Origin of the sequence: Mycobacterium sp. 050128, from assembly GCF_036409155.1 — a bacterium.
GTDB lineage: Bacteria > Actinomycetota > Actinomycetes > Mycobacteriales > Mycobacteriaceae > Mycobacterium.
Map to the genome: position 1 here is coordinate 523,336 of NZ_JAZGLW010000003.1, position 24,999 is coordinate 548,334.

24 protein-coding genes are annotated in these 24,999 nt (G+C 65.1%); 11 read left to right on the forward strand and 13 right to left on the reverse strand.

Annotated features, from left to right (window positions below; translation table 11 throughout):
* Position 1 precedes the first annotated feature (1 nt).
* From SKC41_RS23150 to SKC41_RS23170, 5 genes are all read right to left on the reverse strand, one after another.
* Complete coding sequence (locus tag SKC41_RS23150) at positions 2–880, reverse strand: ABC transporter permease (protein ID WP_330979991.1); 879 nt, start codon at positions 878–880, stop codon at positions 2–4.
* 1 nt (position 881) lies between these two features.
* The gene (locus SKC41_RS23155) at positions 882–1,676 is read right to left on the reverse strand and encodes an MlaE family ABC transporter permease (RefSeq protein WP_330979992.1); all 795 of its coding nucleotides are present in this window, start codon (positions 1,674–1,676) and stop codon (positions 882–884) included.
* 534 nt (positions 1,677–2,210) lie between these two features.
* Positions 2,211–2,882 carry a TetR/AcrR family transcriptional regulator gene (locus SKC41_RS23160; protein ID WP_330979993.1) on the reverse strand — a complete coding sequence of 224 codons (672 nt, stop codon included), beginning with the start codon at positions 2,880–2,882 and terminating at the stop codon, positions 2,211–2,213.
* A 261-nt stretch (positions 2,883–3,143) separates the two neighbouring features.
* Positions 3,144–3,452, reverse strand: coding sequence for a hypothetical protein (locus SKC41_RS23165; RefSeq protein WP_330979994.1), 309 nt, complete (start codon positions 3,450–3,452; stop codon positions 3,144–3,146).
* A gap of 157 nt (positions 3,453–3,609) precedes the next feature.
* A complete protein-coding gene (locus SKC41_RS23170) occupies positions 3,610–5,472 on the reverse strand; it encodes a pyruvate kinase (RefSeq protein WP_330979995.1) in 1,863 nt (620 codons plus the stop codon).
* A 332-nt stretch (positions 5,473–5,804) separates the two neighbouring features.
* Here SKC41_RS23170 and gap point away from each other — a divergent pair, with 332 nt between their 5' ends.
* A complete protein-coding gene (gene gap, locus SKC41_RS23175; protein ID WP_330979996.1) occupies positions 5,805–6,821 on the forward strand; it encodes a type I glyceraldehyde-3-phosphate dehydrogenase in 1,017 nt (338 codons plus the stop codon).
* Between the two features lie 57 nt (positions 6,822–6,878).
* Here gap and SKC41_RS23180 read toward each other — a convergent pair whose 3' ends face one another.
* Complete coding sequence (locus SKC41_RS23180; protein ID WP_330979997.1) at positions 6,879–7,874, reverse strand: Acg family FMN-binding oxidoreductase; 996 nt, start codon at positions 7,872–7,874, stop codon at positions 6,879–6,881.
* A 105-nt stretch (positions 7,875–7,979) separates the two neighbouring features.
* On the opposite strand from SKC41_RS23180, the gene SKC41_RS23185 reads away from it, so the two are divergent.
* Positions 7,980–8,951: an aldo/keto reductase gene (locus SKC41_RS23185; protein WP_330979998.1), complete on the forward strand. Its 972-nt coding sequence runs from the start codon at positions 7,980–7,982 to the stop codon at positions 8,949–8,951.
* A 7-nt stretch (positions 8,952–8,958) separates the two neighbouring features.
* On the opposite strand, the gene SKC41_RS23190 is transcribed toward SKC41_RS23185, so the two are convergent.
* Together SKC41_RS23190 and SKC41_RS23195 are read right to left on the reverse strand one after the other, a co-directional pair.
* Positions 8,959–10,092 carry a phosphotransferase gene (locus SKC41_RS23190; protein ID WP_330979999.1) on the reverse strand — a complete coding sequence of 378 codons (1,134 nt, stop codon included), beginning with the start codon at positions 10,090–10,092 and terminating at the stop codon, positions 8,959–8,961.
* Positions 10,093–10,199: 107 nt separating this feature from the next.
* Entirely contained in the window at positions 10,200–10,820 is a 621-nt protein-coding gene (locus SKC41_RS23195; protein WP_330980000.1) for a TetR/AcrR family transcriptional regulator, read from the reverse strand.
* A 136-nt stretch (positions 10,821–10,956) separates the two neighbouring features.
* Between SKC41_RS23195 and SKC41_RS23200 the strand changes: the two genes are divergently transcribed.
* The gene (locus tag SKC41_RS23200) at positions 10,957–12,084 is read left to right on the forward strand and encodes a DUF7064 domain-containing protein (protein WP_330980001.1); all 1,128 of its coding nucleotides are present in this window, start codon (positions 10,957–10,959) and stop codon (positions 12,082–12,084) included.
* Positions 12,081–13,145: a phosphotransferase family protein gene (locus tag SKC41_RS23205; protein ID WP_330980002.1), complete on the forward strand. Its 1,065-nt coding sequence runs from the start codon at positions 12,081–12,083 to the stop codon at positions 13,143–13,145. The genes SKC41_RS23200 and SKC41_RS23205 overlap by 4 nt, the downstream gene beginning before the upstream one ends.
* Positions 13,146–13,303: 158 nt before the next feature.
* Here the strand turns inward: SKC41_RS23205 and SKC41_RS23215 are convergent, their stop codons facing one another.
* The 3 genes from SKC41_RS23215 to SKC41_RS23225 form a co-directional block, all read right to left on the reverse strand.
* A complete protein-coding gene (locus SKC41_RS23215) occupies positions 13,304–14,419 on the reverse strand; it encodes an NAD-dependent epimerase/dehydratase family protein (protein WP_330980003.1) in 1,116 nt (371 codons plus the stop codon).
* Between the two features lie 8 nt (positions 14,420–14,427).
* Positions 14,428–14,958 carry a nuclear transport factor 2 family protein gene (locus SKC41_RS23220; RefSeq protein ID WP_330980004.1) on the reverse strand — a complete coding sequence of 177 codons (531 nt, stop codon included), beginning with the start codon at positions 14,956–14,958 and terminating at the stop codon, positions 14,428–14,430.
* An 85-nt stretch (positions 14,959–15,043) separates the two neighbouring features.
* Positions 15,044–15,856, reverse strand: coding sequence for an acyl-CoA thioesterase (locus tag SKC41_RS23225; protein ID WP_330980005.1), 813 nt, complete (start codon positions 15,854–15,856; stop codon positions 15,044–15,046).
* A gap of 213 nt (positions 15,857–16,069) precedes the next feature.
* Here SKC41_RS23225 and SKC41_RS23230 point away from each other — a divergent pair, with 213 nt between their 5' ends.
* From SKC41_RS23230 to SKC41_RS23245, 4 genes are read left to right on the forward strand one after another with little or no spacing between them, the layout of a single operon-like run.
* Positions 16,070–17,365 (forward strand): acyl-CoA dehydrogenase family protein, encoded by a 1,296-nt coding sequence (locus SKC41_RS23230; RefSeq protein WP_330980006.1) that lies wholly within the window; start codon positions 16,070–16,072, stop codon positions 17,363–17,365.
* Positions 17,362–18,381, forward strand: coding sequence for a zinc-dependent alcohol dehydrogenase family protein (locus SKC41_RS23235; protein WP_330980007.1), 1,020 nt, complete (start codon positions 17,362–17,364; stop codon positions 18,379–18,381). The genes SKC41_RS23230 and SKC41_RS23235 overlap by 4 nt, the downstream gene beginning before the upstream one ends.
* Positions 18,382–18,399: 18 nt before the next feature.
* Positions 18,400–18,984 carry a TetR/AcrR family transcriptional regulator gene (locus SKC41_RS23240; RefSeq protein ID WP_330980008.1) on the forward strand — a complete coding sequence of 195 codons (585 nt, stop codon included), beginning with the start codon at positions 18,400–18,402 and terminating at the stop codon, positions 18,982–18,984.
* A 40-nt stretch (positions 18,985–19,024) separates the two neighbouring features.
* Entirely contained in the window at positions 19,025–19,609 is a 585-nt protein-coding gene (locus SKC41_RS23245) for a TetR/AcrR family transcriptional regulator (protein WP_330980009.1), read from the forward strand.
* On the opposite strand, the gene SKC41_RS23250 is transcribed toward SKC41_RS23245, so the two are convergent.
* Together SKC41_RS23250 and SKC41_RS23255 are read right to left on the reverse strand one after the other, a co-directional pair.
* Positions 19,610–20,374, reverse strand: a complete 765-nt coding sequence (locus SKC41_RS23250; RefSeq protein ID WP_330980010.1) for an SDR family NAD(P)-dependent oxidoreductase — start codon at positions 20,372–20,374, stop codon at positions 19,610–19,612. It abuts the gene before it with no gap.
* Positions 20,371–21,402, reverse strand: a complete 1,032-nt coding sequence (locus tag SKC41_RS23255; protein ID WP_330980011.1) for a phosphotransferase family protein — start codon at positions 21,400–21,402, stop codon at positions 20,371–20,373. Before SKC41_RS23255 ends, SKC41_RS23250 begins: the two co-directional genes overlap by 4 nt.
* Positions 21,403–21,632: 230 nt before the next feature.
* On the opposite strand from SKC41_RS23255, the gene SKC41_RS23260 reads away from it, so the two are divergent.
* Genes SKC41_RS23260 through SKC41_RS23270 form a run of 3 tightly spaced genes read left to right on the forward strand, consistent with a single transcriptional unit; the run spans position 21,633 to position 24,966 of the window.
* Positions 21,633–22,865, forward strand: coding sequence for an acyl-CoA dehydrogenase family protein (locus SKC41_RS23260; protein ID WP_330980012.1), 1,233 nt, complete (start codon positions 21,633–21,635; stop codon positions 22,863–22,865).
* A 34-nt stretch (positions 22,866–22,899) separates the two neighbouring features.
* Positions 22,900–23,766 (forward strand): hypothetical protein, encoded by an 867-nt coding sequence (locus tag SKC41_RS23265; protein WP_330980013.1) that lies wholly within the window; start codon positions 22,900–22,902, stop codon positions 23,764–23,766.
* A 21-nt stretch (positions 23,767–23,787) separates the two neighbouring features.
* Complete coding sequence (locus SKC41_RS23270) at positions 23,788–24,966, forward strand: cation:proton antiporter (protein WP_330980014.1); 1,179 nt, start codon at positions 23,788–23,790, stop codon at positions 24,964–24,966.
* Positions 24,967–24,999 lie beyond the last annotated feature (33 nt).

Here is a 24,999-nt window from a genome sequence, read left to right on the forward strand (position 1 = left end):
GTTACACGGTGAGGTTGAAGTTCGGGCTCTTGCCGTAGACCGCCATCGCGGTCAGGACGACCACCAGGACGATCGTGATCAACGACAGCCGCATCGACCGGCCGACCGCTTCACCGACGCCGACCGGCCCGCCGGTGGCGGTGTAGCCGTAGTAGCAATGGGTGGTCATCACGACTACCGCAACCAGGATCACCTCCGCGAACGACCAGCCCACGTCGGTGAGGCGCAGGAAGGTGTGGAAATAGTGGTTGTACGTGCCGATGGACTGCCCGTAGAACAAGACCGTGGTGACCTGCTGGGACAGGAAGGCCATGGTCATCGCGAACCCGTAGAGCGGGATGATGACGACGAGACCCGCCACCACCCGGGTCGACGCCAGGAAGGCGATCGACCGCATGCCCATCACTTCCAGGGCGTCGATCTCCTCGCTGATGCGCATGGCGCCCAGTTCGGCGGTGGCGCCGGCGCCGACTGTGGCGGCCAGCGCCTGACCGGCGGCCACTGGCGCCACAAACCGCACATTGACCAGTGCGGCCAAAAATCCGGTGAATGCCTCGACACCGATGTTGCCCAGCGTCGCGTAGCCCTGGATGGCGACCAGCGAACCGGCGGACAGGGTGATGAAGCCGACGATGGCGGTGGTGCCACCGACCACGGCCATCGCGCCGGTGCCCATCCCCATCTGGGCAACCATCCGGAGCAGCTCTTTGCGGTAGTTATGCAGCGCGAAGGGGATCTGCCCCACCGCGTTCATTGCGAACCAGACCATCTGCCCGATCTCGACCAGTAGCCGGGCCGGGGCCTCGCCATATCGACGGAGGGCGGCCCGCGGGAACGGCAAATGGATATGTGGCGCGGGAGCCGCTGTAACCCTCGTCATGTCAACGCCCCGTTCCAAAGCGGACACCGATGGTGGTCAGCGCCGCGTTGACCGCGAAGAGCGCGATGAAACACAGCACCACCGTCTCGTTGACGGCGGTGCCCAGACCTTTGGATCCGCCGCGGACGATGAGCCCGCGATAACACCCGACCAGGCCGGCGATCAGCCCGAACGTCGCGGCTTTGATAAACGCGATCACCACCTCGGGCAGGCCGGTGAGTGCGGTCAACGTCGAGAGGTAGGCACCGCTCGAAACGTTCTGCAGGTACACGCTGAACAGGTAGCCGCCCCCCAGGCCGACGGCGACCACGAGGCCGTTGAGCAGCACGGCGACGATCGTCGAGGCGACCACGCGCGGCACCACTAGCCGGTGGATCGGGTCGATGCCGAGCACCTCGAGCGCATCGATTTCCTCGCGGATAGTGCGCGCACCGAGGTCAGCGCAGATGGCGGTGCCCCCGGCGCCCGCCACCACCAGCACCGTCACGATCGGGCCGAGCTGGGTGACCGCGCCGATCGCGGCACCAGCACCCGAGACGTCGGCGGCGCCGATCTCGGCCAGTAGCAGGTTGAGCGTGAAGATGAGCAGCACGGTTTCCGGAATGGACACCGCGATAGTGGGCAGCAGTGATACCCGCATCAGGAACCAGCCATTCCAGATGAACTCGCGCCATTCGAACGGCTGCCTCAGGGCTTTAGCTGTCAGCACGCACATGCGGAAGAATCCGCCGGCCACTTCTGCCCCGGGTCGGATCCGATCGAGTACTTTGCCGCCAAACACGTTCGAGGTAGTCATCCGCGCGGATCCCGACGTAACCACACGCGGCGCGTCGCGACCGCAGCAGGTTTCCCGGTCAACCTCGTCATGATCGCCTCCGCACTACGAAAGGCGATTCGCTGGAAAGCATTTCGGGCTTCGCGTGAAGGACGATAATTTCCGGTTTCCTGGTACCAAGTTCCGGCACAACGATTCCTCGTGTGACGCGCGGCGTAACGCATCGCAGGAGCTGGCCGATCATGTGGTCCTCCCGACCCCCAGTTTCGGTTCCTGGACCTCGGCTCACGTCGCTCTCGCTTGCGCCACCCAGCAACTATGACATTAGACCGTACGGACGGTCAATTACTTTCGGTGCCTGAGTTCCGATCACACGAGGCATTTGCGTTTCCCCCGGCCGGCGACGGCGTTCATCGGTCGCGCTACTTGAACGAGGTGAACGCACCGGCGTTGTCAGCTCGGCCACCCGCGTCGATCAAGTCCCAGCCAGGGACCTCCATACGAAGCAGCTACGGCCAATTACCGCACTGCACAGCGCATTCTGTCGCTACGGGGTCAATCCGGTGCACCCGATACCGCGGCAAGGCACTCGCGAACCACCGTGACGACCTCCGTCGAAGGGTCCGCCCACTTGCTGAGCCCCAACCGGTCCAGCAACAGTCCGCCGAGGAACACGTCGACAAAAGCGGCGCCGACGTGTTCGGGTGTCGGGGAATCGGCGGGATCGAACCACACCCACATCCACTCCAGTGATCCCCACAGCTGCAGTGCCGCCAGTTCGACGTCCACGCTTCGGAATACACCGCTCTCGATCCCGCTGCGGATCTCGTCGATCGCGAGCGTCTGCAGTTGATGGCGCAACTTCCGAACTTGCTGCATTGCAGGGTCATCCGACAACTGAACCACCTCGCGCTGACTTGCCACGGTCGCGTCGCGGGCGATCACTTGCAGCAGCGCGGAGGCGTAAATGATTGCAGCGATGCGTTCGTGCGGCGCGGCCAAGCGATCCCACACCATCCTCAGTGCATCGAGCTGGACGGCCAAGTGGGTTTCTTCAAGCTCCCGCAACATCTGTGCTTTGGTTCCGAAGTGATGAACGATGGTGCCCTTAGACATGCCGAGCTCGTCGGCGATGTCGCCCATATTCGTTCTGTCGTAGCCACGTTCGGCGACATAGCGGACAAACGCGTCGAGAATCTCGCTCCGTCTACCAGGCGATCGGGGCATCTTCAACCCTTCGGCATGAACTAACCGTACAGACGGTCTATCATAACCGCTGCAGTGGGAGAACCCCTACCTGTCGTGCGGGTGTCGCAGACGGCTGCGCGCGGGTCGACGAGCCGGGCGCGTGGTTCGACCGCGGTAATCTCGGCCGGAATCCTGGCCTCGGAAGCATTTACGACTGGATGAACCACGCGGGCAGGCGCCTGGCCCTCGGACGAACTCCGCGCCAATATTCAAGGTCGGAGTTGCCGGGTGTCAGCTAGCTCACAAGGCTTGTAACGCCCTGCAGCCATCGTCCGGAGCAGTTACGACATACATATTCGTACCGGGTGCTGACTTAATTTCGCCCGCGGTGTACATGGTCATGAGGTCTCTGCCGTCACTGTCGGCAACGCATATATAGGTGTCGGTCTCGGCGTCATAATCGAAGCTGTCCCAAGCCAATACGAACGCCAGGCAGTTGCCGTCGCGGTCTGCGACGATGAGCTTGTGCGCACCCGACTCCTTTAATAGCTCGGCATCCTGGGTGCACTGAGGGACCCGGTTATTGCGGACTTTTACGCTCTGCGACATTTGTGTACTCCTTAGCGACGTTGTCCCCGTCAGATCCGGGTGCTCAAATACTCCCAATCCGTCGGACATTACTCTTCGGATACCGCCCCGACCAGGGCATTACGGCCTCTCCCGTAGAGGTCGTAAGTCAGCGCAGAGCTGCCAACGTTCGTCACCGCTAGTCGCGATGTGAGCCGGGGTGCCAGGAGTGCAGGGACCCCAGCAGCGCGTTCTTCTTGTAGTGGTGATCGGTCATTCGCCGAAGGATGCTATCGAGAGCGACGACGGCGTCGTTGATATAAGGCCCCTTGTTGAGCATCGCGCATTCGGCCCGTTCGCTCATCGCTGCATCGCTGATTTCTGCGCGCGAGGGATTGCCTGTCTTGGCAAGCTGTTCGAGTATTTGAGTGGCCCAGATTACGGGCAGGTGTGCTGCCTCGCACAACCAAAGAATCTCTTCCTGCAACTCCGCGAGGCGCTCGTACCCGCACTCGACGGCAAGGTCCCCGCGCGCGATCATCACGCCGACGCGTGGATGCCGCATCGCGGTAAGCACAAGCTGCGGAAGATGTTCGAATGCTTGCCGGGTCTCAATTTTCAGCACGATCCCCAATGAGTCGCCGCCTAGGCTGCACAACGCATCCAGCAACTGTTCGACATCGGAAGGGTTTCGCACGAAAGACAATTCGACCAAGTCGGCCAGCTCGACCACCGTCGACAGGTCGGACAGGTCCTTCTCGGTCAGGGCGGAGATCGGGAGACTGGTGTCGGGCACGTTGACTCCCTTGCCACCTCGGAGGCGGGACCCCGTATCTGCCGCGTGGTCGATCCGTAGCCTCAGGACACCAGGACCCACGCTGACTATCGCGCCGCCGATCCGGCCGTCGTCGAAATGCACCTTGTCCCCAACTTGTGCATGGTCGAAGATCTCCGGCAGCGTGCAACCAATGCGCGGAACAGATTCGGTGATCAGCGGCGCCGGCGAACAATCGCTAGTCAATTCGAGAATGTCTCCACGATGTAGTACAAGGCTCTGTTCGGTTTGTGGTAGCTCTCCAAGGTGTGTCGAATCTTTGACGCCGCGGACGCGCAGCTCTGTCCCGGTGGCGAGGTAGGTGGTCTTGTCGGTAACGACGACGAATCCCGCTGGGACACCTGGTTTCTGATCAACGGCTTTCAGCGCCAGACTGCGCTTCGCGCCCCGGGTGTCGTGCAGGAGTAGAACGTCGTCGTCGTGGCGCCGGCTGAGCCATTCCCCAGACACGGGCAGCGACACCATGCCGGCTTCCGGTGGCTCGATCGGATGTTCCGCCGCAGTCAGCCATGCCCGCGCCGGGGCTGTTTCCTGCCCAAGCGCGTTCCTGCGTGGCCGGAGTTTCACGCAGCGCGGCCCGGGTTCAAGCGGGCCAGTCCGCAGTTTTGGCCCCGCAAGGTCCATCGCTACCAAGCAGACTCGGCCGGTCGCTGTGGCCGCTTGCCGGACGTGTTGCGCCATGCAGCGCCATGTCTCGGCGTCGTCGTGCGCGCAGTTGATTCGTGCGATGTTCATGCCGCGTTCCACCAACCCGTGGACCAGCTCGGGGTCGGTCGCGGCCGAGGAGGGGAGTGTCACCATGATGCGGGTTACGCGATCGACCGGTTCCGGGCCAAGCAGCTGCTGTGTTCGGTGGCGGAGCAGTTCGGGACCGTGCTCGACGCTGGTGCCGGTCAGCGGGAGCTGGAGCCTGACGTCACCGAGCATGGCGCAGATCGCCGACCTCACCAAGAGCAAGGTGGCCTCAACATGAGGCTCGCTCCGGCCCAGCGAGGACAGTCCGTAGGCAGCGAGCTGGGCCTGCAGATCGCGGAGATCGCATTGCCGAATTGCCCAATAATGCAGCATGTTTCGAGCGCTTGATAGATTCTCGGGCGCCACGCCCTTCAGCCACCACGACCACACTGATTCAGCTGCGGTCAATCGCGCCAGGAGATCGTCCACGTTGTCGCGCAACTGGCTCAGCTGCCGGCTTGTGGTTGTTACGTCGGTCTGCGTATTTGGCACCTGGGCTCCAATATATTCGACTGCTCCGACGTCCGGCGGCGGTAGCTATTGGGGCGGAATACTATGAGGCTCTCCGGCGGTCGCGACGGTGGAGGCTGCGTCGACTCCGATGTCCAGCCTGAGGTTACGGAGATCTCGACAAGGGTCCTAGGGGCATTGGTCCCCAAGCCCCAGAAGATTCAAACGGGTTCGCGGGAGAGTTCGAGAGTCCGATCCGCGACTCCGCGAACGCGGGGACTTTGGCCTCTGCTGCTCAGCGCCACGGGTGGTCAGACTCGTTGTGGCGTGCAACAGATGCTGCGCCGCAGACCCTAGCACTAAAGGAGGTCACCATGGCTATTCGAGTGGGCGTGAACGGCTTTGGGCGTGTCGGCCGAAACTTCTTTCGCGCGGTGGACGTGCAACGCGCGGCGGGCGCCACCGACATCGAGATCGTCGCGGTGAACGATCTCACGGACAATACGACCCTGGCGCACTTGCTCAAATACGATTCGGTACTTGGCCGCCTACCGCACGACGTATCGGTCGACGGCGACGAACTTGTGGTGGCAGAGCAGCGAATCAAGGCGTGGTCCATCGCTGAGGGGCCAGCCGCCGTGCCGTGGGGAGATGTCGGCGTCGACGTCGTAGTCGAGTCAACCGGTCGGTTCACCGCCGCGGAGCAGGCCCGGGGTCACCTGCACGGCGGAGCGAAGAAGGTGGTGGTGTCCGCGACGTCGAAGGGCGCGGACCTCACCGTCGTTATGGGTGTCAACCACCGCGACTACGACGGCACGCAGACCATCGTCTCCAACGCCTCGTGTACTACGAATTGCCTGGCGCCGATGGCGAAGGTGCTTGACGAGGTGTTCGGAATCGAGCGCGGGCTGATGACGACGATTCACGCCTACACCCCGGATCAGAACCTCCAGGACGGTCCGCACCGCGACCTCCGACGCGCCCGTGCCGCGGCGATCAACGTGGTGCCGACGTCTACCGGGGCGGCACGCGCGATCAGCGTGGTGCTGCCCCAGCTCGAGGGCCGGCTCGACGGGTACGCGCTGCGGGTGCCGGTGCCCACCGGTTCAGCGACCGATCTGACCGCTATCGTCCGTGAGCCGGCAACCGCCGAGGCCGTCAACGCCGCATTCGCTGCCGCCGCCGTTCGTGAACTGCAAGGCTTCCTCACCTACACCGAGGATCCGATCGTCTCCTCCGACATCGTGACCGACCCGTCGTCGTGCATCTTTGACGCCGGGCTCACCAAAGTCACCGGTGATCTGGTGAAGATCGTCGGCTGGTACGACAACGAGTGGGGTTATTCCCACCGCCTCGCCGACCTGACCGGCCTGGTGGCGTCCACCCTCTGAGTCGCTACACCAGTCGACCGCCGCGCCAGCGGGCCGGCGGCTCGGTGCGCTTATCGCTCAAGAACCTGGATTGGGGCTGAATGTCAGAACCTCACCCAGTGGCCGCCGCGGCGTCATCGGGGCCGCCTCGGTGGGGCCGAGTGCTTCGCCGACACGGATCAGGAGTTGCGGCATCGCCGCCCGTCCGATCAGAGTCGCGATGAGATCGCGGCTGGCCCACAGCTCGGTGAGTTGGGTCAGAGTGCACGTTGCCATCCCGGCTAACGTGCACTCCAACAGCACCGACGACAACGCTTCGCCACACCGCAGCGCGTCATCGGGCGTGTCCTCGTCGGTCGACAGAACGAGCACGGTGGACTGGTCTTGCCCGAGGGGGGTATGCCGATCGTTGTGCGGGCTAACGGGGAAGGACCTTCCTATGTCGACCTGATCGTTCTCGGCTGACGACAACAGTGAGGTGCGCGGAATTCCGTCGGTGTTCTCGAAATGACCTGTCCACCAGTCTAATTCGGTATGGTACGAGGTATCGTATAGCCGCAACGACTCGGTGAGTCGCGACGCCCGGGCCAATTGTGGCCGCAGCTCGTCGGGGATCACGTCGAGGTGAATGGTGGCGCTATCGACGGCTGCCTGCAGCCTCGGTTCCAAGGCTGTCCAGTTACTCGGCGGGGAGAAGGGGAGCCGATCGGTGCGGCGGTGTGCGATGGCGTCGGCCCGTCGGCGATGGTCGTCGGTGACGGGGCGCTGCGGGCCGAGATCGACTGACGCGAGAAGATCGGAGTTGTCCGGGTCGGGAAAGCGATCGACCTGGCTTGCCCACCCTGCAGCGGCCAACGCGACGCGCAGGTGGTCGAGTACGGCGCCGCAGCTGATCAGCGCCTCGCGGCCCGATTTGTCGGCGGCCGGCAGGCTGCGGCTTTCATCGATGTAGAGGAGCAACCGTGAGCCGGTGGCAACCCACTGCCAGGGCTGGCTGTTGTGCAACGACGGCGCCCGGCAGGCCAACTGCACGGCGTCCCTGAGTACGTCGATGTCCACCAACGCATCCGGCATGTTCGACCTCCAATCTAAGGTCAATCCTGGAATACGACCGTGGACAGCACCAGGGTCGTTGGTCCTCGAGTCCAACATAGGCACGGTGGAACAGGAGAACGTGGCATGAAACAGGCTCACCTCGGCGACTTGCAGGTCGGGCGTATCGGCTTGGGCGCGATGGGTATGTCCGCCGCGTACTCGATCGGCGGCTTTGACGACGCCGAATCCATCCGCACGGTGCACCGCGCCATCGATCTCGGCGTCACGCTGATCGACACCGCGGAGATCTACGGCCCCTTCGTCAACGAGGAGCTGCTCGCCCGAGCCCTGGAGGGCCGGCGTGACCGCGTGGTGCTGGCCACCAAGTTCGGCCTGATCTCGCACACCGGACGCAACGGCCTCGACAGCAGCCCCGCCAGCATCCGCGTCGCGGTCGACGGATCGCTGAAAAGGCTGGCGACCGACCACATTGACCTCTACTACCAACACCGTCTTGATCGCGATACCCCGATCGAAGACACCGTGGGGGCGCTGGCCGAGTTGGTCGCCGCCGGCAAAGTTCGGCACATCGGTCTTTCCGAGGTCGGGGTCGACACCATCCGCCGCGCGCACGCGGTGCACCCGATCGCCGCCGTGCAATCGGAGTACTCGCTGTGGACCCGCGATCCCGAAGACGGGATCCTGGCGGTGCTGCGCGAACTGGGCATCGGGTTCGTCCCATACTCACCGCTGGGCCGTGGGTTCCTCACCGGCGCAATACGATCCAACGCGGAGCTTCCCGATACCGACTACCGTAAGACCAACCCGCGCTTCTTCGACGAGAACTTCCAGCACAACCTGCGCAGCGCGGACGAGCTGCGCGAGATCAGCACCGACATCGGCGCCACTCCGGCTCAGGTCGCACTGGCCTGGCTGCTGGCCAAGGGGCCCGACATCGTGCCCATTCCGGGGACCAAAAAGGTTGCGCGCCTTGAGGAAAACGTCGGTGCCGACGGCGTCGAACTCCCGCCCGAGCAGCTCTCCCGGCTGGACCAACTCACCCCGGCCGCCGGAGGCCATCACGCCGAAGCGCAAATGGGGTGGATCGACCGCTAGTCGCTGGCTACAACGAACGTTTCAGCGCGGCAACGGTTTCCAGGTCGTCGAGAGCCGCAACCCCGCGTCGCAAGCCCTCCATCGCGATATCTTCGACCTGCATTCCGCCCATGCCCGCGGTGATCAACGGGGCGACATACGCATACAGCGCACCCTGCCGGTAGCGCAGCCAGAGGTCGTCGCCGTCCAGATCGGGTCCACCGGCCGCGGCCAGTGCCTGTCGATAGATGTCGAGAAGTTCGCGCTGAGCGGTCTGGCGGTCTTCAGGCGTCAGGCTGGTGATCAGCGTATAGGCCAGTTCGCGGGACGGATGGCCGCGTCGCACGGCCTGCCAATCCAGTAGCCCGGCCTCGCCATCGCGGAAGTACATGTTGCCCGGGTGGGCGTCGCCGTGCATGACGGTATGCGGTGCAGTGTCGATGACCGCGGCGACCGCGCGGTAGTTCTCGGCGATGAAGCGGCCGTTCTCCACCGGGATCGAGGTCCGCCCGCTGAGTCGCTTCATCGAGGTGGTCATCAGTGAACCGGTCAACAGCGAGGTGACGTCGCCCGACGGCGTGTAGAGCCAGCCCAGCGGCCCGCGCCCGGTTGGGCGCATGCGGTCCCAGAAGGTTCCGTGCAGGGTCGCCAGCAACTCGACGATAAGGCCGGCCTGATCGGTGGACAGCGGGTGCAACGTGTCGGGAAAGACGCACGACTCGGGCAGGTCTTCCAGCACCAGTAGGTAGCGACCGGTCCAGGTGTCGAAGGCCGCGCCATAGGCGGCCGGGACGCCGGAGAGTTCGGGGGCGAGCTGACTGTAGAAGCGCACCTCGGTATTGCCCAGCCGGCCCAGCTCACCCATCAACCGGGTGGCGGCGGTCTGCGCCGTGATCTTGACGAAGACCGACTCCGGGACGTCATCGCCGGTCAGCACCAGCCGGGCGCGCGATGATGTGCCGGCATCGCTGTTGAGCACCCGGATCGACCTGATATTGCGGCCCACCACGCGCGAAAGCGCCGCGGTGTTGAGGTCGCTGACCGTGCGGGGCAGTCCCGCTCGGCTGCCGACGACCGCGTCGGCGGTCACCCGGCCGATTCCCCGGCCGAGGTGTGCGGCCAGCCCGACGACGGAAATGGCCTGTTCAACCGTGTTTGTCATGACTGTTCCATCCCTGGGTGCGCCGCCGCCGGATCCAGGGAGTGGCGCGCGCGTATGAGTTGCCAAGACAAAAATAGCTCAATGTCTGGACATCAGACAAAGTGAGACTAATGTCTGATCTGTGGCACCAGGGCCCGTACCAGGAATTGCTCGACGAATTCGCGCTTGTCAGCAACCGGGCGGAGTCGCCACGCCGGCGCCAGCAGGAACAACGTCGTCGTGCTCAGCCATTGCACGATTGAGCGGGGGTCGAGGTCGGTGTAGAGCTTGCCCGCGTCCTTCCACCGCTGCAGCAGCGGGCCGTAGTGCGCCAACATCAACTCCACCATCGGGTCGGACCCCAGCTGCAGAGCCGCGGGTACGGCGGTGCTCTCCGCGGCGAACAGTGCCTCGTTCAACGGGTTGCCCGCCACCGACTCCACCCGCGCCAACACCATCTCGGGTAACGAGCGCACCGGGTCGTCGGGGTGCCGCAGCGAGCCGACCAACTCGCCCAACGCCGTGTCGACCCGCGCCAGCATCAAACCCAGCAGGACCTCGTCGCGGTTGGGGAAGTAGCGATACACCGTCGAACGGGATACCCCAGCCTCATCGGCCACCTCGGCCATTCGGATCTGGGCGTTGCCCCGACGCACGATGCAGCGGCCCGCAGCGTCCAGCAGACGCCGCCGCGCCTCCTCGTCATCGAGGATCGCGCGGTCGTCGCCCCACCACCGGCTCGGCTCCATTGCAGCGATAGTAGGGGATGTGTTGTGCCATTGAGTATCTGATGCGCGAGTTTCGTCAAAAATTTCCATCGATCTGGCGTGATCGCTAAAACCGTTCGATGACAGTCGATTTCGTTATCAGGCAGAAAGGCAATTCATGGGTTACAGCGCCGCCGACGAGTCATTCACCCATCAGCTGCCAACGACATTCGATCAGGTGCATGATCCCGATCCGACATGGTCGGACCGCTGCTACTTCTTCGCCGCCTCGCCCGACGGCACCCTGCTGCTGGCCAGCGGGTACGGCAACAACCCGAACACCGGCACCGGGTTGGGATACGTCAAGGTCAGCCTCGCCGACGGCCGGCACTGGGATCTGCTGGCTGGCCGCCCCATCGGCGACGATCGCGGCGATCTGAGTGCCGGGCCGATGCGCTGGACCTGTGTCGAGCCCCTGAAGAAGTGGCGTCTCGACGTGGAGCCCAACGACTCCGGCATCGCGTGGGAGCTCTATTACGAGCCCACCGCGCCGATGTGGGAGTTGTTGCCGATGAAGGTGCACGACTCCGACGGCCGGATGCTGGCCGACATGTACCACATGAAAGAGCCGGGGCGCTGGACCGGCTGGGTACAGATCGACGGCGAGCGGATCAGTGTCGACGGCTTCCATGGCGGGCGGGATCGCACCTTCGGGGTACGTGTCTCGGACAAGATTGATTTCTGGTTGTGGCTCGACGCCGGCTTCGAAGACCGTGCGATCGAAGCGTGGATCATCGAATCATCCGATGGCACAGTCAACTACGTGGACGGCGGTATCACCCACAGTGACGGCACGCTGTCGAAGCGGTTCGTCAAAATCGAGCACGACGTCGAATTCGACGGCGACCGCAAGCGGCCCGCCCGCGCGGTGCTGGTTTTCACCGACGAGGACGGCAATGCCTACCGGGTCACTGCCGATACCCCGCATCAAGACGTCAACGCCTACTACGGTCTGCCGATGGCGCACTGCCAATATCAGGACCTCGGCGGCGGTGCGTACTTCATTCACTTCCAATGGGACAGCAACGATCCCGCGCAACTCGGCGAGACCGAGGACAAATCGATGGCGCTGGATCAGCTGATGCGTTTCGAACTCGACGGCGACACGGGGTGGGGCATCTTCGAGTTGCTGATGGGCGGCCAGGGCTACGTCCGCTATCCGAACTGGGCGGCGATGGACATGTCGGCCTTCACCCAGGACAGAACTCTGGTCGAACGGTTGGCCGACGATGGAGTACGCCAGTGACACCGGACACCGATGTCGCTGGGCGCTTGACCGCCTGGCTGCGCACCCAACTTGACGCCGCGGACGTCCGCATCGAGGGTCTCGACCGGGTGAACTTCGGCCATTCCGCCGAGATGATGGTGCTCACGGTCGTCACCGGGGACAGCCGCCGCGATGTCGTACTGCGGCTGTGCCCGAAACCGCCGGCGCTGCTGGAACCCTACGACCTCGCACGTCAGTTCTCGATCCTGCGTGCGTTGCAGGACAGCGCCGTTCGTGTTCCGCCCGCGCTGTGGCTCGAGGACAGCGGCGAGGTCCTGGGACGGCCGTTCTTTGTGATGGAGCGGGTCGGCGGCGACGTCTACGAAATGGAAGCACCCACCGACGCGCCGGGCGCGATGGTGGTGCGGATGTGTCAAAGCCTGGCCGAACAGCTTGCGGCCATCCATTCCGTCGACCTCGAGCAGACCGGGCTCGACGCCCTCGACGACGGCAGCAATCACCTGCGCCGCGAACTCGACCATTGGGCAACCGAAATGGACCGGGTCAAGCGGGATTCACTGCCCGCGCTGGAACGGCTCCTGCAGGCACTGCGTGACAGCCAGCCGGAGCCGTGCCCGAAAGTCGCCCTGGTGCACGGGGACGCCAAGCCAGGCAACTTCGGATTCATCGGCGGCGAGGTCAGTGCGGTCTTCGATTGGGAGATGACCACCGTCGGTGACCCCCTGACCGACATCGGCTGGCTCGAACTGCTATGGATGCAGCCCGTCGGCATCACCAGTCACCCTGACGCGCTGGACATCGAGGCACTTCTCGAGCATTACCAAGCGGCCAGCGGCATCACCCTGCAGAACCGATCCTGGTATCGCGCGTTCAACGCGTACAAGATGGCCGTCATCTGCCTGATCGGCGCCATGCTCGTCGACGGTGGGCACAGTGACGATCAAAAACTGATGCTCGCCGCGTATGGCACGTCGATGCTCACCCAGGTCGGGCTGTCAGAGCTGGGTATCACCGAGCCGATCGACGACGGTCCGGTTCTGCCGCGCGCGGAACGCATCCAGCAACTGCAGGCCCGCTAGAGCCTGGGGCGCGACCTTCCATTCGCCTATGCCGGAATGCGAATGGCCGAACTGATGTCGCCCCTGGACCACAGCAAGGCCGAACGCGAACTGGGATGGACGCCGGAACCGGTCGAAGACTCGATCCGCAAAGCCGCGGTGTTCTTCGCGTCGCGCAACTAGTCCGCTTGCTTATCGGCATGGGCCAGCGCCGCTGGGCCGTATTTGTTTTCGATCATCGCCCACGGGTCGGCGTAGGGACCACGGCCCTCGGCACGGTTCTGCACCTTGATCAGGATGCGCAGCACCGGCCGCAGTATCGGACCCAGCACGCCTAAGACGATGCGCATTTTGCCCTGGGATTCGGCTACCCAGTCCATGGTCTGCTGCCAGTCGTGCTTTTGAAAGTCAAGCAGCGCTTGCGCTTCCGTGGTGTCGTACCAGCCGGTGAAACTCCAGCCTCGGTCGTCGTCGGGATCGCCGGTCAGACCCGCCGACGGACCCAGGCGACCCAGGCCGACGGCGGTCATCAGGTCGCCCTCGAGTTCGTGCTCGAGCATGACGCACGTTTCGTTTCCGCCGATCAACAGTGCCTTGCCGGAAATCGTGGCTCCGCGATCGACGCCGTTGGCAAATGCGAGAGCCGCATCTCGTGCGTCCACCGTGTGCAGCCGGTTGTCGACTGGCATCGACCGCATGATCACCAGGTTGTCGCCGTCGACACCACCCGATTGGGTATCCGGTGAGATGACCCCGGCCAGTCGGTACAGCGCGTGTGGGAGACCGCTGGCCCGGATCGCGGCCTCCGCCAGCACCTTGTCCTGCCCATACTGATCGATGGGGTTCACCGGGGTATCGGGGGTGATCCGTTCCGGATGCCGGTACGGATTTCGCGAGCCGTAGACCGCGGCACTGGACGCCATCAGGAACAGCGGTGGCCGCGGCAGGGCGGTGGCCGCCGCCAACAGGTTCTCGGTGCCCCCGACGTTGACCTTTCGTGCCAACGCGGGATTGCGGTATGACAGCGGTGCGACCACCGCGGCCAGGTGAATGATGGCTCCCGGCTGGTGGGTCATGATCAGCTCGCGCACCGCGTCGGCGTCGGTCAAGTCGACGTAGGCGGGAATCAGCGCCTCAGGTTTGGCGTTGGCCGACAATTCTTCTTGCACCGCAACGGTTTTGTCGTTTCGAAGGTCGGTCGCGATGACCGTTCGGCCCCGCTCGAGCAGAATCTGTGCGCATCGCTTGCCGACCTGTCCGAACGCGCCGGTGACCAGGATGGTGTCGACAGTCATGAAGTCTCCTATTTCTCCAGCAGTCGGTTGGCGAACCTGGCGGCCGTGTTGCGAATCCGGTTGGAGATGTACAACGAGAAAACCGGCGTGACGATGTCCTCGCGCAGCCGAGTCAGCTTGGAGCTCTTGATAAGCCACCGCCCGGTCACGTTTTCGTAGGTCTCGTGGTAGTGACCGTAGCCCACCAGGCTCACGCCGGGCCCGAATCGCACGACGTCTTGCAGCGCCCACACCCCGCGCGCCGTCGTCGCGGAGGTGAGGTCGATCTCGGGGGCGTGTACCTGGTGTGCGGTGGCCTGTGCGGGGCGTCCGATGCTCTTGCGGGTGAACGCGACGAAGTCGTCGGCGCCGGCGATCAGCTTGCCGCCCGCCTCGGAGGTGTCGCTGACGAAGTCGTCGGCGAAGATCGTCCGCCACGCGACCCAGTCCTTGGTGTCCAGGTACCGGCAGTAACGGGCCTTGAGTTGCTTGATTGACTCGATCGCCAGCAGGGTGGCGGCCTGGTCGTCAGAGATCACATCGTTCGCGCGCTCAGTCATTGCGGCTCGATTCTGGTGCACCGGTGTTTCTCGAAGTCACGCCCAGCCTGACATTGAAGCGCCAGCCGCACATCAGTGGGGCCGGTCAGGCCTTGAAGTAGACGATCTGATGCGTGGTGGCCAGCAGCGCGCCGTCGCGACTCCATACTTGCGCGCTCTGATCGGAATATCCGTGGCTGAACCGATCGGCGTGAGCGCAGGCCAGGACGAAGTCGCCGCCAAGTGCGTCCAGCTCCTGCCGATCGGCATGGAAGTAGGTCGTCATCGAGATGGTCCCGACCGGGACGACGCCGCCGCGGCGCTGAAACACCCGCGGGTAGAACACGTCGCACAGGGCGGCCAGCGCCGGGTAGTCGACCGGGCGCTGCTCGCGGTCGCGCACCCACAGTGCGGTCTCCGATGCCGGGCTGGGCTGGGCGCCGGGGCCGGGAAACGCACCCTCGGCGAACCGCATGTCGTACAGGCGGGCCCAGGCGACGACGATCTCCGGGCCGCCTCCGGGGGTGAGTTGTTCCGGGGGAGGGGCGCTCGGTGGCCGCGCTTCGGTGTCGGCCCAGGTATCGCGCCGGATACCGAATACCGCGGTCGCGGTGGTCTTGACGTCACCGTCCTGGCTGAGTTCGGCAATCCAGTGCTGACTGCTGCGGTTGGTACGTGGAGTTCGAAGCGAGATGTCGAAGTCGCCGTCGGCGACGGGACCGGCGAAGTTGACGGTCACCGCCAACGGCTCACCGATGCAGCCGGGATGAGTCTCGATGGCATGCAGCAGGACTGCCGCGGTGATACCGCCGAACGGGCCGACCATGTTGGCCCACTCCGGATGCGTCCGCCCGCGTCTGGTGTCGGCGTGGAGGACATCGAGCTCGAGGGCCCTGTCGAAAGGATGGGTCGGCGTCATGCTGGGGGCAGACTACTTCGCGGCGACTCGAACTCCGGACACCGGGGTTATCACATTTGCCGCCGACGCGGGGCAGCGTGAAGCTATCTCATGGCCACGGACGCCCGCGCCGCGGAAGCAGGGCGTTGCGTTGAAGCATGACACCATGATTACACTGTGATCTCGCTGTAAGGAAGTCCGGCGCCGCGAGCGCGACCGATGGTGAGGAACGCGATGGCATGGGATTTCGAGACCGATCCGGATTTCGCTGAAAAGCTTTCCTGGATGCGCGATTTCATCGATTCCGAGGTCATCCCGTTGGAACCCGTCCTCGCCGAGATTTCGCCCGACGAGTGGCAGCCGGTCAAGCGCTACCTGCAGGACAAGGTCAAGGCGCAGGGGTTGTGGGGTTTGTTCCTCGATCCCAGCCTGGGCGGCGCGGGACTGGGCCAGCTCAAGCTCGCACTGATGTCGGAGATCATCGGCCGGTGCATGGTGTCAATGGAGCTGTTCGGGGTCCAGGCACCCGACAGCGGGAACATGGAGTTGCTGGCGCACGGCGCGACCGACGCGCAGAAGCAGCGCTGGTTGTATCCCAACCTCAACGGGGAGATATCCAGCGCGTTCGCGCTGACCGAACCTTTCCTGGCCGGCGCCGACCCGACCGTCATCGCCACCACCGCCGTGCTCGACGGCGAGGACTGGATCATCAACGGCCACAAGTGGTTTACCACCAACGCGTCCTGTGCCGACATCATCTTGGTGGTTGCGGAGACGGACCCGGCCGGCCGACCACACCGGCACGCGTCGATATTCGTGGTACCGGCCGCAACGCCGGGGTGCAACATCGTCCGGGACATTCCGACCATGGCGCATCCCGACCCGGAGTTCGGCCGGCGTGGCAACCATGCCGAGGTGGTGTTCACCGACTGCCGGGTTCCCGCGGATCACCTGATCGGCCCGCGTGGCGGCGGATTCGTGCTGGCGCAACAGCGTCTCGGCGGCGGCCGTATCCACCACTCGATGCGCTGGCTCGGGCAAGCGCAGCGCGCCCTGGACATCATGGGTGAACGCGCGGTCTCGCGCCGGTCGCACGGTCGCCTGCTGGGCGAACATCAGATGGTGCAGGACTATATCGCGCTGTCGCACACCGAGATTCAGGCAGCAAGATTGCTGACTTTCCAGACCGCCTGGAAGATGGACCGTTTCGGCGCGGGGGAGGTGCGTGCCGAGCTGGGCATGATCAAGGCCCACGTATCGAAGGTGGTGCTCGCGGTGCTCGATCGCACCATCCAGGTGTGCGGGGCGCTGGGGTACTCCGGTGACCTGCCGGTTGAATCCTGGTATCGGATGACGCGATTCGGATCGATCGGCGACGGTCCCGACGAGCTGCACAAGTCGGTGCTGGCCCGGCACGTGCTCAAGAAGTACCTTCCGGTGGAAGGTTGGCCGACCGATCACCTTCCTTCGCGGCGGCCGGCAGCGGAACAGAAATGGCAGGCACTACGCCAGGAGGCAGGCGTCGCATGAGTATTCCGGACCGTCAGCGGGCCATCGTCATGACCGGGCCCGGCGAGCCCGTGCGGACCGACGAAATGCCGGTGGGCGAGCCCGGTCCCGGGCAGGTGCTGGTCAAGGTCCACGCCTCGAGCCTCAACTTCCACGACAACGTCAATCTGATGGGCTTGCTGCCCGGACCCTGGCCGCGGGTTCCGCTGACCGATGGCGCCGGGGAAGTGGTGGCAATCGGGCCGGGAGTCGACGAGTTGCGGCCCGGGGATCGCGTCATGGGCGCGTTTCACCCGGGCTGGCACGACGGCCCGCCCAATCCGCAAGCCAAGCGTGAAGTGCCCGGCGACACCTGCGACGGGTGGCTGCAGCAATACCGGGTCGAACATGTCGCCGGCCTGGTCCGCACGCCTGCGCACCTCAGCGATGTCGAAGCCGCGACGATCCCATGCGCGGGCGTCACGGCGTGGAGTGCGTTGGTGGAAGCCAACATCGGCGAGGGTGACGTGGTGGTGACCCAGGGCACCGGCGGGGTATCGCTGTTCGCCGTCCAACTAGCCCGGGCGCGCGGCGCCACCGTAATCCTGACCTCGTCGTCCGACGACAAACTGAAGGTCGGATCGGATTTGGGGGCAACGCATCTCATCAACTACCGAACCGCCCCGGACTGGGAGACGCAGGTCAAGGAACTGACCGCCGGTCGCGGCGCCGATCTGGTCGTCGACCTCGGCGGCCCCGCGACGCTGCCGCATTCGCTCCACGCTGCCGCCATGGGCGGCACGATCGCGGTGATCGGTGTGCTCAGCGGATTCGACATGGCGTCCATCGCGGTCGCCGAGGTGATGCTGAACAATCTGCGCGTCATCGGAATCACGGTGGGCAGCGTGCGCGCTCACCGCGAGATGTGCGAGGCGGTGTCCAAGGCCGGCATCAAACCGCAGATCAGCCACGTCCTCGACTGGGAGCAGCTCGACGAGGCGCTTCGGGTGATGCGGGCGAACGAACACATCGGCAAAATCGCCCTGACTATCCGCTAGCGTGCGAGGAGTGCTGACGTGCCCAGCGAATTGGAGCTCGACGCGGACCAGATCGTCGCTGCCGCAGTGGAAATCATGCGGGAAAGTGGTCTGGACGCGATCAGCATGCGCAGCGTGGCTAACCGGTTGGGCGTCACGCCGCCACCGGTCTACTCCCGAATCGGCAATAAGGACGCACTGATCGATGCGGTCGCCGAGCATGTGCTCGACGATCTCGCTCCGGAGCTCAAACGCGACGAATCGTGGCCGGACTACGCGCGCCGCTGGACCCGCCAACTCCGCCTACGACTGACTGACGCGGCCGACAGCCGGCTCTTCCTGCAGGCGAAGCGCCCGGCCTATCTGAAAGCGTCCCGCCCATTGCTGAAAAGCATGCGGCGCGACGGTATGTCGACCGATATCTCGGTGCGGGCCTGCCGGCTGTTGACGTGGGCGGCCGTGGGTTTCGTCGCGATGGACCATCCGCCCAGCACCAACGCGACGCGCCGGCGGGGGCGCCTTGCCGGCAGCGACCCCGCCGGCGTGACTCGCGAAGAAGTCGACGAGTTGTTCGCCGCGCACATCGACTACCTGATCGAAGGTATTCGCCGCGACAGCGCTTAGCCTGCGATGTCGGCAGGGTCAGGGCTTGTACGATGCAGCGATGGCCAAGCCGCTGATCCCGGCCGACGACATCCTCACGCACGCGCTGGACATGCTGGATTCCGAAGGCATCGAGGCTCTCAGCGTTCGTCGACTATCGGCCGCACTCAAGATCTCACCGCGGACGCTGTATCAGCAGGTCGGCAATCGCGAAGCATTGATCAGGGCGCTGGTCGCACGCCACTTCGCGCAGCTGAAACTCGACTTCAAGGAATACGACACCTGGGAGTCGACGGCACTGCACTGGTGTCAGGCATTGCACAACGCCCTTCGAGCGCATCCGTTTCTGACCGAACTGATGACCATCGACGACCGCAGCGCCGTTGCCGAGTATGTCAACGCCCTACTCAAAGCCACTCTGCAAGAAGGGATTCCACGACCGCTTGCTACCGAGTGCTGCCGCGGCCTGGCGCACATGACCATCAACCATTCCATCGTCGAGGTGCGCGGGCTGCGTGAACCGAAGCGCTCGGACTCCGAGACGGCCAAGATCGAACAGAATTTCCCCCGGCTGGTCGAGTGGGTGATCTCCGGGGTGCGGGCCGAGGCCGGGGGCGTCGATCCCTCGGCGAAGCGGCCGCACTGATCAGCCCGAGACGCCGCCGTCAATGGTCATGAGTGACCCGGTGGTGTAACTCGACGCGTCGGAGAGCAAATAGACGACGGCCCCGACGATCTCGCCGGGGCGGCCCACCCGCCCGAGCGCGATGCGGCGCACCAGTTCCGGCAGCAGGTCGGGGTTGCGGACGAATCCCGACGCCGCGTCGGTATCGAAGGTGCCGCAGATGATCCCGTTGACCCGCACACCGACGCCGGCGTATTCGATGGCCGAGGCGGTGGTCAGCGCGTTCAGGCCGGCTTTGGCCGCCGCGTAGACCGTGGTGACTGGCGTGGGTTTCACCGACGCCAGCGAACTGATGTTGATGATCGATCCACCGCCGGTCGCGGCCATTGCCGTGGCAGCCAGCGCCGTCAACCGGGTCGGGCCTTTCAGGTTGACGCCGATCACCTTGTCGAACAACACTTCTGAGGTTTCCAGCAGCGAGGGCGCAAGCGGGCTCATCCCGGCGTTGTTGACCAAGCCGTCCAACCGGCCCCACCGGGCAACGGCGGCCTCGACGACGCCGGGCAACGACTCCCAATCGCCGACATGGCATGCCAACGGGTGGGCCTGCCCGCCCGCGTCGGTGATCGTGGCGGCCAATGCGTCGCACGACTCGATTTTTCGGCTGGCGATCACCACTCGTGCGCCGCGCGCGGCCAGCCCGACACTCATCGCGGCGCCCAGGCCGCGGCTGCCGCCGGTGACCAGAATGACCCGGCCGGCCACGTCGAACAGCTCGTCGGTCATTGCGCGAACCTCCTTGCACGGCTGAGCAGTTCATCGATGACCGCCCCGAAGAACTCATGGACCGGATTGCGGGACTCACCGCGCAGAAACTTCGCGTAGGACGCCTCCAGGACGATCGCCAGCTTCCACGCACTGAACACCTGATACCAGCCGAAGTGTGACAGGTCGCGGCCGGTGGCCTCGCCATAGCGCTCGATCAGTTGATCCGGTGTCTGGCAGTGGTCGCGATCAATGCCATGTGGTGCGTCCGGCGACCCCAGCGCAATGGGATTTCCGGCCTCGGGCCAGAAGATCATCGCCCATGCCAGGTCGATCAGGGGATCGCCCACCGTCGTCATCTCGAAGTCGACCACGCAGGCGATCCGCGGTGGCGGCGCCGGCGCCCAGATGACGTTGTCCAGCTTGTAGTCCCCGTGCATGACGGTGAGATCGCCGTCGGCGGGCAGATTCTCGCGCAGCCAGCCGGCGAGCTCGTCCACGCCGTCCAACTCGCGGGCCCGATAACTCTGCAGTTGCGCGAGCCACCGATCGACCTGGCGCGGCAGAAACCCTTGCGGGTGCGATAATTCGGCCAGCGCCGTGCCCGTCCAGTCGACGGAGTGCAGAGCGACCAGGGTGTCGATCAGCTGTTCGCCGATCAAGTTGTGTGACGACGGAGCCCGATGCAGTGCTTCGGGAAGTCCGTCGCGGCGGATCACCCCGCCGTCGACGTAGGACATCACGAAAAACGGGGCGCCCAGAATGGCGGGGTCGTCGCTGCGAGCCAGCACCGTGGGCACCGGTATGCCGGCCGCGCCCAGCGTCTCCATGATGCGCGCCTCGCGGATCACCTGGTGAGCGGTGTCAGAGACCGTGGCCAGTGGCGCCCGGCGCACCACCCAGGCCCGCCCCAGCCGGTCGACGCGGAACATCTCGCAGCTGCCGCCTCCGCGAATGGGCATCACCGACACATCCGCCGCCTCGCCTGTTGCCTCGGCCAGCCAATCGCGAAACCGGGGAACGTCGAAACCCGTTGCGGCAGCACCCATGCGCCGATCCTCCGATCGCCGGTTAGAATAGCGCCGATTCCGTAAACGTACCAGCTCCGGAGACATAATCGGCCAGGACGCGCACTCGTTGACCTGCGGCCCCGCGCCGTCGATGTGTACAGTCATTAGCCGGGCGCTGTACGGTCGCCCAGCACCAGCTCGAGGTTTGGACACGACAACGGCGTCGGGAGGTCAGCGACGATGACGCACAGACGAATTCGGCACTCCTGGTGACCCACGAGACCGTAGCGGAGTTTCGCGGCCGGGCCAGGGCCTGGTTGGCCGAGAACATGCCGCGGCAGGGCCCCGCGGAAGCAGCGCTGCTCGAGCGCGATGCGGAGGCGTCCTGGCACCGGGCGCGCGAACTGCAAAAGAAGTTGTACGACGGCGGTTTCGCCGGTATCTGTTTTCCCCGGGAGTACGGCGGTCTCGGGCTGGGCTACGAGTACAAGAAGGCCTTCGACGCCGAGGCGCAAGGCTATGAAACGCCGTTGCTGCTCAACGTGCCGTCCTTCGCCATCTGCTGCGCCACCATCCTCGACATGGGGAGCGAGGAGCAGAAGCGCACCCACATCCAGGCGGCGCTGCGTGGCGACGAAGTGCTGGTCCAGTTGCTGTCCGAGCCGAGCGGGGGATCGGACCTCGCGGGCGTCATCACCCGTGCCGACCGCCGGGACGGGCGGTGGATCATCAACGGCGCCAAGACATGGAGCACCTGGGCGTTCGCTGCGGATTACGGGCTGTGCCTCGCCCGGACCGATTGGGACGCACCAAAACACGAGGGGCTGACGATGTTCCTGGTGCCGCTTAACCAGCCCGGAATAACGATCAACCGCATCCAGCAGATCAACGGCTCCATCGAATTCTGCGAGGAGTTCTTCGATGACGTCGAGGTGGGCGATGACGCCGTCGTCGGTGAACCGGGCAAGGGGTGGGAAGTCGCCTCGCGACAGCTCTACCATGAACGCCGCAGCATGGGCGACGGTTCGGAGTACACCAGCGGCCCGGGAATCTCTGAGGCCGAAGATGTTTCGATCGACCTGCTGGCGCTGGCGGAAAAGACTGACCAGCTGGACAACGAACGCATCGGTGAAATGATCGGACGTGCCCTGGTCCACCGAACGGTGGCGCGTCAACTCAGCGAGCACGTCTTCCACGCCGTGGCCGGCGGCGCGCTGCCGCCGACCGCGGGATCGATCATTCGGTTGCAGATGGCCGCGGTCCACGACGTCGAAATCGATACCGCGATTGCCGTGACGGGGACGTCCGCCGTCGTCGAGGACGACGCGGAGCTACTCGATATCGGCATCCGGTACCTGGGCCGCCAGATCGCCAGCATCGGCGGCGGCACCACCGAAATGGCGCGCAACGTGATCGGCGAGCGGGTGTTGAACTTCCCCCGCGAGTACGCCGCCGACCGCGGCGTGCCGTTCAACCAAGTGCGGCGAAACAGACTGTCATGACGGGACGCGAAGTCCGGGAGAGAGGTGGCCGAAAGTGAGCGACCAACTGCGAGACATCCGAGAGTTGGCCGGCGACGCCGATGCCTATCGCGATGAGCTGTACCGCCGCTGGACGGGTCTGCTCAGTTACCGCTACATCGGTCGCAGGCACTCGTCGATGGACATCGGCGACGTCGACGACACCGTCGTGATCCGCCGCGACATGCGCAACGAGGCAGGCGGCATTATGGTTGCGCCGCTGGCCATCTCGTCGCCCGAGGGGTGTCAGACCGACATGGTCGCGGTGCCTAATCCGGTCATCGCGTCAGTGCAGATCATCGACCCCGGCTACGACGTCTCTCACGTCGAGATCGTCGGCTCCGGCATTGTGCACCAAGGCCGGACCATGGGGTACGGGCGGTGCAAGATCGTCGACGCCGACAACCCGGACCGGGTGATCGCGTTCAACGAGGGCCAGGGCGCGATCATCGGGATCCCGCCGGAAGGGCTTGACAGGATGGATGTTTCGGGCACCGAGCTGGTTGTCGAGGACTCGCCCGACCTGCCGCCGCTGTGGGCCGCGTTCGGTGCCTCCAGACGCGACGACGGGCACTGGATACTGCCCGCCCTCAGCCTCGAACTCGCCTCGCCGGACGCGGCGCTGCACATCGGGCCCCAGCACGTCGTACTGGAGACCGCGGCGATCGACCTGGCCGCCGATCTCGCCGGCACCCGCCAGGTGCAGGTCGTCAGCTGGCACGTCATGTTCATGTCCCGCGGGAAGGTCGGGCCGTTCCGGGTGGAGGGCACCGCCCACGCCGGTGGTCCCGGACGTATCGGCGTGCGCATGCTGCTGCACGACGAAGGCAACGCGGACAAGGCGGTTACATCGGCCGCGGCGATCTTCGAGGTGGTCGGCTGACCGCGCCGCAGGGCTGCTGAGATGTCGGGCTTCGGCTTCGACACGCTGGCACTGCTGGCCGCGGTAGGCTTCGCCGGCCCGCTGGTGGCTTCGCTGCCGCGCCTGCGGATTCCGCTGATCGTCGGTGAGCTGCTCGCGGGACTTCTGCTCGGCAAGACCGGTTTCGGCGTGCTCGACGAGTCGAACCCCACGTTCCAGTTATTCGCGAACATCGGCTTCGCGCTGGTGATGTTTGTCGCGGGCACGCATGTGCCGGTGCGAAATCCTGAGGTGCGCGGGGCGCTGCCGCGGGCGCTGGCGCGAGCGGTGCTGTGCGGCGTCGTCGCAACGGCCCTCGGTGTGGCGTTGGCGTGGTATTTCGGTACCGGCCATGCGGCCCTGTACGCGGTGCTGATGACGTCGTCGTCGGCGGCGCTGGCACTACCGGTGATCGGCTCGCTGCGCCTGCAGGGGCCGCCCGTGCTCTCGCTCACGGCGCAGATCGCGATCGCCGATACGGCATGTATCGTGTTGCTGCCCTTGGTGATCGACCTGAGCAGGGCGCCAACGGCAGCCCTCGGTGCGCTCGCGATCGCGGCGTGCGCGGGACTGGTATACCTGGTTCTGCTCGCGGTCGATCGCCGGGGCTGGCGCCAACGCGCGCACAACTTTTCCGAAGATCATAAATTCGCGCTGGAGTTGCGCACGAATCTGCTGGTGCTGTTCGCATTAGCGGCACTCGCGCTGAGCACCCACGTGTCGATCATGTTGGCCGGCTTCGCATTGGGTTTGGTGATCGCGTCGGTGGGCGAACCGCGACGGCTTGCACGCCAACTGTTCGGGATCACCGAGGGATTCTTCGGTCCACTGTTCTTCATCTGGCTGGGCGCCTCGCTGCACGTGCGCGAGCTGGGTGCGCACCCGAAATTGATTCTGTTGGGCGTCGCGCTAGGGCTGGGCGCCGTGTTGGCGCACTGCGTGGGCAGGCTGCTCGGCCAGCCGATAACCCTGGCCGTGCTCTCGGCCGCCCAGCTCGGTGTGCCGGTGGCCGCGGCCACGATCGGGAACGAGGAAAACCTGCTCGCGCCGGGCGAAGGTTCGGCGCTGATGCTCGGTGCCTTGCTGACGGTTGCGGCCACCTCGATCGCCGGCGCTTTGGCGGCACGCGGACAGCGAGCTACCGGCGCGGATGGCACAGTACCGAACGACAAACGCGGGTAACGGGCCGCTACGGTCCAAGGTCCCCCGACTAAC

Excerpts from the sequence above, each read along its gene's own strand:
- SKC41_RS23150 (WP_330979991.1), bottom strand. The coding sequence starts at position 880 with ATGACGAGGGTTACAGCGGCTCCCGCGCCACATATCCATTTGCCGTTC.
- SKC41_RS23155 (WP_330979992.1), bottom strand. The coding sequence starts at position 1,676 with ATGACTACCTCGAACGTGTTTGGCGGCAAAGTACTCGATCGGATCCGA.
- SKC41_RS23160 (WP_330979993.1), bottom strand. The coding sequence starts at position 2,882 with ATGCCCCGATCGCCTGGTAGACGGAGCGAGATTCTCGACGCGTTTGTC.
- SKC41_RS23165 (WP_330979994.1), bottom strand. The coding sequence starts at position 3,452 with ATGTCGCAGAGCGTAAAAGTCCGCAATAACCGGGTCCCTCAGTGCACC.
- gap (WP_330979996.1), top strand. The coding sequence starts at position 5,805 with ATGGCTATTCGAGTGGGCGTGAACGGCTTTGGGCGTGTCGGCCGAAAC.
- SKC41_RS23180 (WP_330979997.1), bottom strand. The coding sequence starts at position 7,874 with ATGCCGGATGCGTTGGTGGACATCGACGTACTCAGGGACGCCGTGCAG.
- SKC41_RS23185 (WP_330979998.1), top strand. The coding sequence starts at position 7,980 with ATGAAACAGGCTCACCTCGGCGACTTGCAGGTCGGGCGTATCGGCTTG.
- SKC41_RS23190 (WP_330979999.1), bottom strand. The coding sequence starts at position 10,092 with ATGACAAACACGGTTGAACAGGCCATTTCCGTCGTCGGGCTGGCCGCA.
- SKC41_RS23195 (WP_330980000.1), bottom strand. The coding sequence starts at position 10,820 with ATGGAGCCGAGCCGGTGGTGGGGCGACGACCGCGCGATCCTCGATGAC.
- SKC41_RS23200 (WP_330980001.1), top strand. The coding sequence starts at position 10,957 with ATGGGTTACAGCGCCGCCGACGAGTCATTCACCCATCAGCTGCCAACG.
- SKC41_RS23215 (WP_330980003.1), bottom strand. The coding sequence starts at position 14,419 with ATGACTGTCGACACCATCCTGGTCACCGGCGCGTTCGGACAGGTCGGC.
- SKC41_RS23220 (WP_330980004.1), bottom strand. The coding sequence starts at position 14,958 with ATGACTGAGCGCGCGAACGATGTGATCTCTGACGACCAGGCCGCCACC.
- SKC41_RS23225 (WP_330980005.1), bottom strand. The coding sequence starts at position 15,856 with ATGACGCCGACCCATCCTTTCGACAGGGCCCTCGAGCTCGATGTCCTC.
- SKC41_RS23230 (WP_330980006.1), top strand. The coding sequence starts at position 16,070 with ATGGCATGGGATTTCGAGACCGATCCGGATTTCGCTGAAAAGCTTTCC.
- SKC41_RS23235 (WP_330980007.1), top strand. The coding sequence starts at position 17,362 with ATGAGTATTCCGGACCGTCAGCGGGCCATCGTCATGACCGGGCCCGGC.
- SKC41_RS23245 (WP_330980009.1), top strand. The coding sequence starts at position 19,025 with ATGGCCAAGCCGCTGATCCCGGCCGACGACATCCTCACGCACGCGCTG.
- SKC41_RS23250 (WP_330980010.1), bottom strand. The coding sequence starts at position 20,374 with ATGACCGACGAGCTGTTCGACGTGGCCGGCCGGGTCATTCTGGTCACC.
- SKC41_RS23255 (WP_330980011.1), bottom strand. The coding sequence starts at position 21,402 with ATGGGTGCTGCCGCAACGGGTTTCGACGTTCCCCGGTTTCGCGATTGG.
- SKC41_RS23270 (WP_330980014.1), top strand. The coding sequence starts at position 23,788 with ATGTCGGGCTTCGGCTTCGACACGCTGGCACTGCTGGCCGCGGTAGGC.